3 protein-coding genes and 1 pseudogene are annotated in these 4,620 nt (G+C 73.2%); all 4 read right to left on the reverse strand.

Translation table 11 applies throughout. The features are described 5' to 3' along the window. Positions 1-1,586 (reverse strand): RNA polymerase sigma factor (locus BI06_RS40345; protein WP_082559040.1); only part of this gene is annotated, 1,586 nt, incomplete at its 3' end. Between the two features lie 654 nt (positions 1,587-2,240). After that, positions 2,241-3,173: a FadR/GntR family transcriptional regulator gene (locus BI06_RS40350; protein ID WP_043476926.1), complete on the reverse strand. Its 933-nt coding sequence runs from the start codon at positions 3,171-3,173 to the stop codon at positions 2,241-2,243. Between the two features lie 109 nt (positions 3,174-3,282). After that, entirely contained in the window at positions 3,283-4,206 is a 924-nt protein-coding gene (locus tag BI06_RS40355) for a hypothetical protein (protein WP_149030638.1), read from the reverse strand. Between the two features lie 3 nt (positions 4,207-4,209). Continuing rightward, positions 4,210-4,620 (reverse strand): annotated as a pseudogene (locus tag BI06_RS51880) (hypothetical protein); the annotation flags it as partial.

Genomic DNA, 4,620 nt, shown 5'->3' on the forward strand with positions numbered 1-4,620 from the left:
TCGATCTGGCGGATGCGCTCACGGGTGACCCCGTACACCTTGCCGATCTCGTCGAGCGTCTTCGGCTGACCGTCCGTCAGGCCGAAGCGCATCGAGACCACGCCCGCCTCGCGCTCGGACAGGGTGTCCAGGACCGAGTGCAGCTGCTCCTGGAGCAGGGTGAAGGAGACCGCGTCGGCCGGGACGACCGCCTCGGAGTCCTCGATGAGGTCACCGAACTCGCTGTCGCCGTCCTCGCCGAGCGGGGTGTGCAGCGAAATGGGCTCGCGACCGTACTTCTGGACCTCGATGACCTTCTCGGGGGTCATGTCGAGTTCCTTGGCCAGCTCCTCCGGGGTGGGCTCGCGGCCCAGGTCCTGGAGCATCTGGCGCTGGACGCGGGCCAGCTTGTTGATGACCTCGACCATGTGCACCGGGATACGGATGGTGCGGGCCTGGTCGGCCATCGCTCGGGTGATCGCCTGGCGGATCCACCAGGTCGCGTAGGTGGAGAACTTGTAGCCCTTGGTGTAGTCGAACTTCTCGACCGCACGGATCAGACCGAGGTTGCCTTCCTGGATGAGGTCCAGGAAGAGCATGCCGCGACCGGTGTAGCGCTTGGCCAGCGAGACCACCAGGCGGAGGTTGGCCTCCAGCAGGTGGTTCTTGGCCCGGCGGCCGTCCTCGGCGATGATCTCCAGCTCGCGCTTGAGCTTGGGGGCGAGCTTGTCGGCGGCCGAGAGCTTGTCCTCGGCGAACAGGCCGGCCTCGATCCGCTTGGCGAGCTCGACCTCCTGCTCGGCGTTGAGCAGCGGGACCTTGCCGATCTGCTTCAGGTAGTCCTTGACCGGGTCGGCGGTGGCACCGGCGACGGCGACCTGCTGGGCCGGGGCGTCGTCCTCGTCGTCGTCGGAGAGGACGAAGCCCTCCGACTCCTCCTCCGGGGCGTCGCCCTCGGCGGCGGGCTTGTCGCCGGGCAGGGCCACGTCCTCGAGGATCTCCTCCTCGCCGAGGACCTCCTCCTCGCCGCCCTTGCCCGCGGTCTTGGCGGTGGTGGTCTTCTTGGCGGCGGCCTTCTTGGCCGGCGCGGCGGTCTTCTTGGCGACGGCCTTCTTGGCCACGGCCTTCTTGGCGACGGCCGCCTTCACCTCGGTGCCGACGGTCGCCCCCTCGACGGTGATCTCGGCGGAGACGGTGCTGACCGGCGCGGCGGCGGCCGCGACAGTGGGCGTGGAGACGGGCGCGCCGGGCGCGATGCGCACGGGCGGCTTGGTCGGGGCCGACGGAGCGGCCGGGTTCCGGGTGGTGACCGCCTTGGTCGCGGTGCGCTTGGCGGGGCTCTTGGCAGCAACGCTCTTGCGCTTGGCGCCGGCCGGTTCGGCCGCGCTGACCATGAGGTCCACCCCCTCCTCAATCAGAACCTGGTTGAGGCTGCGCATGACGTTCTTCCACTTGGTGACCGGGATCTGGTCCGCCTCGAACGCCTGGCGTACGTCGTCACCGGCGATCTGCCCCTGGGCCTTGCCCCGCTCGATGAGCGCCAGCAGAGCCGCGGACTCGGCGATCTCGGGGGGAAGCGAACGGGATGTGCTGGCCGACACGAACAACCTCTCGGACGATGAGTGGACTCGAACCCGTACCGGCCGCCCGAGCGGGCGGGGAAGGAGATCGCGCGTCGGGCACGCGGTGTCGATTCCGACCGACTCGGGTTTGAGGTCTGGGTTTGCAGGACGGCAGCAGCGCCGCGGACCAACACAGCATTCTGACACGTTGGGTTATTCCGGAGCTGCTCCCGCTCAGGAGACATCGCTGCTGCTCGTCAAGTGTTACGCATGGCCTTCGTGTCGCGGGTCACACCGGTGGGCGGCCGCGGCCCGGGGCCGACCTCCATCATCCCCCACCCGCGACCGAACCATTCACCATGGACACGCCATTCCACTGTCCGGCGGGTGCGGGCCTGCTCCGAATCGCCGTCGAACCGCCGTCGAACAACCGTCGAACCACCGCCGGGGTGCCGCTTCCGCCCCCTCCGTCCCCACGTTCGCCCTCGGCTTCCGCCGCCCCCTCCGCCCCTCCGTTCCCGCGCGGCCCCGGATGTACGGAGACCCCCCGGCCGCACCGTGGCGGCAGCCGGGGGGCCGGGGGTCGCGAGGGGGACTTCGGGAGGACGCGGAGGAATCGCGGATGTCGGGCCACGACGGGGCGGGTCGGGGAGCAGGTCGCGGGGCGGGGCGGCGGTGTCGGGTCGCCGAACGGTCCGCTCAGTGCTCCCGGGGCGCCGGGACGGACGGCTCGATCTCGGGGTGGACGGTGAGCAGCGCCCGCATGGTGTTCTCGGCGGCACTGCCGTCGCCGGAGCCGAGCGCCTCCACCAGCCGGGCGTGCATCCCGACCGAGGCCTCCGAGGGCCGCTCGCAGGCGGTGGCCGGCCCGCCGGACACCTGGAGCGCGCAGGCGACGATCCCGGAGAGGTGCTCCAGCATCCGGTTCCCGGCCAGCTGCAGGATGAGCACGTGCAGCTCGGCGTCGGCCCGGGCGTAGGTGGCGAGGTCCGCCTGGGCGCAGGCGTGGCCCAGGATCTCGATCAGCTCGGCCAGCCGCTGCTGGACGTCCTCCCGGCCGTGGCCGGAGGCCAGCCGGGAGGCCAGCGGCTCGATCGCCCAGCGCAGCTCGAACAGCTCCCGGCGCTGCTCGTCGCGCTGCGGGCCGAAGGCGCGCCACTCGATGATGTCCGGGTCCAGGAGGTTCCAGTCGCTGACCGGGCGGACCCGGGTGCCGACGTTGGGGCGGGCGCTGACCAGGCCCTTGGCCTCCAGCACGCGCAGCGACTCGCGGACGACGGTGCGGGAGACCTCGAACCGCTGGCCGATCTCCTCCGGGACGAGCGGCCGGTCGGCGCCGAGGTCGCCGGAGACGATCATCTGGCCCAGCTGCTGGACGAGCTGGCCGTGCAGGCCTCGGCCCCGGCTGCTGGTGGTCTTGCGGCCGACCCGGGCGAGGTCCGACTCGGCGCCCTCCCAGCGGGGCGCCGGCGGGATGGGCCGGTCGGCGTAGGAGTAGCGGTCCAGGTCGGCCGAACCGGGGATGGCCCCATCGGCGGAACGGGCGGGGGTCATGGTGGGGTGCGCAAGGGTACTCACAGCTCCTTTGTCGGCGATCGGCGGGCACAGCTTGAGAATTCTCGTGAAAAGCACACGAAAGGGTGATCGCCCGTGACTGGATAATTGACTTCTTATCAGGGTGAACCACTCATTACGGTCACCCTTGGTCGATCTTGGCGAACCGCCCCGGCGTGCCGCGGACTCAGAGCGCCCGGCGCCGGGCCTGCACCACCAGGGTGACCAGCAGCAACACCAGCACCGGCGCCACCGCGGCGGCCAGCAGCGCCGGATCGGTCAGGGCCGGAGCCGCCGACAGAACGCCGCCACCCGCAACCCGGCCGTCCCCGCCGTACACCCATCCGTACGCCCACTCGATCCCCGACGGGAACGGCAGCAGTTCCGCCGCCCGGGCCGGCCAGGGCGTCCCGCTCTGCCGGAGCACCAGCGCCACCGCGGACTCCAGCAGCGGCGGCAGCGCGCAGAGCAGCAGCACTCCGGCGGTGGCGCTCCGGGTCAGCGCGGCGGTCAGCACCCCGGTCCAGCCCGCCACGACCACCAGCAGTACGAAGGCCAGCAGCGCCGCCGGCGCCCCCTGGCCGGCCACCAGGGCCAGCGGCGCCGCCACCGGCGGCAGCACGTCGACGAGCCCGCCGGGACCCGACTGGGCCAGCGCCTCCGCGACCCGGGCGGACAGCGCGGCCGGGTCGGACCAGGCCGCCACCGTCACCCCGGCGGGCAGGGCGAAGTGCACGGTCACCGCGTCGACCAGCAGCGTGACCAGGGCGAGCAGCGCCGCGAGGGCGCCGGTCACCGCCAGCTTGGCCGTCAGCAGCCGGACCCGGCGCGGGTAGGACACCTGCGAGGCGGCCAGCCCCCGGTGGCGCACCTCGTGGCCGTACGCCAGCGCGCCCAGTACCCCGGCACCCAGCGCCGCGAACGGCAGCGGCACCAGCGGCACCGCCGCCGTCAGCAGCCGCACCGCGGCCGCGCCGCCGAGGGTCCGGTCCCCCACCTGGCCCGCCAGCACGCCGGCGACCACCGCGTCGCAGACCACCACGAGCCCGAGCAGCAGCCAGGTCGATCGCAGGCCGCGCACCCGGCGCAGCTCATAAGCCAGAACTCGCACGGTTCACTCGCTCCGAAGGTCAGAGGTGACGGGGACGACGGGCCCGGCCGGGTCCGCGCCCGGTGAGGCCGACCGATGGGGCACGGGCCGGTCGGGCGCGGGCCGGTCGGGCTGCGGGCGGGTGACGCGGCCCAGGCGGACGGTGTCGTCGCCCAGCAGTCCGTCGGCCGCCTCCCCCGGGCGCTCGTGGGCCTCGGCCTTCGACGCGGCCGCCGGGGCCTGTGCCGAGCGCGCCAGGCCGGTCAGTCCGTCCCGGAAGAGCCGGTCCACCGCGACGACCGGGGAGGTCTCGTCCTCCCGCCGCCCGCCGCCGCGGCGCCCGGGCCACGCGGTACCGGCGGCTTCGCCCGGTCCCCCGGCCGCCTCGACCGCTTCGACCGCCTCGGCCGCTTCGACCGCGCGCCGGGTGACGGC

Source organism: Kitasatospora sp. MBT66, assembly GCF_000710405.2.
Classification (GTDB): domain Bacteria; phylum Actinomycetota; class Actinomycetes; order Streptomycetales; family Streptomycetaceae; genus Kitasatospora; species Kitasatospora purpeofusca.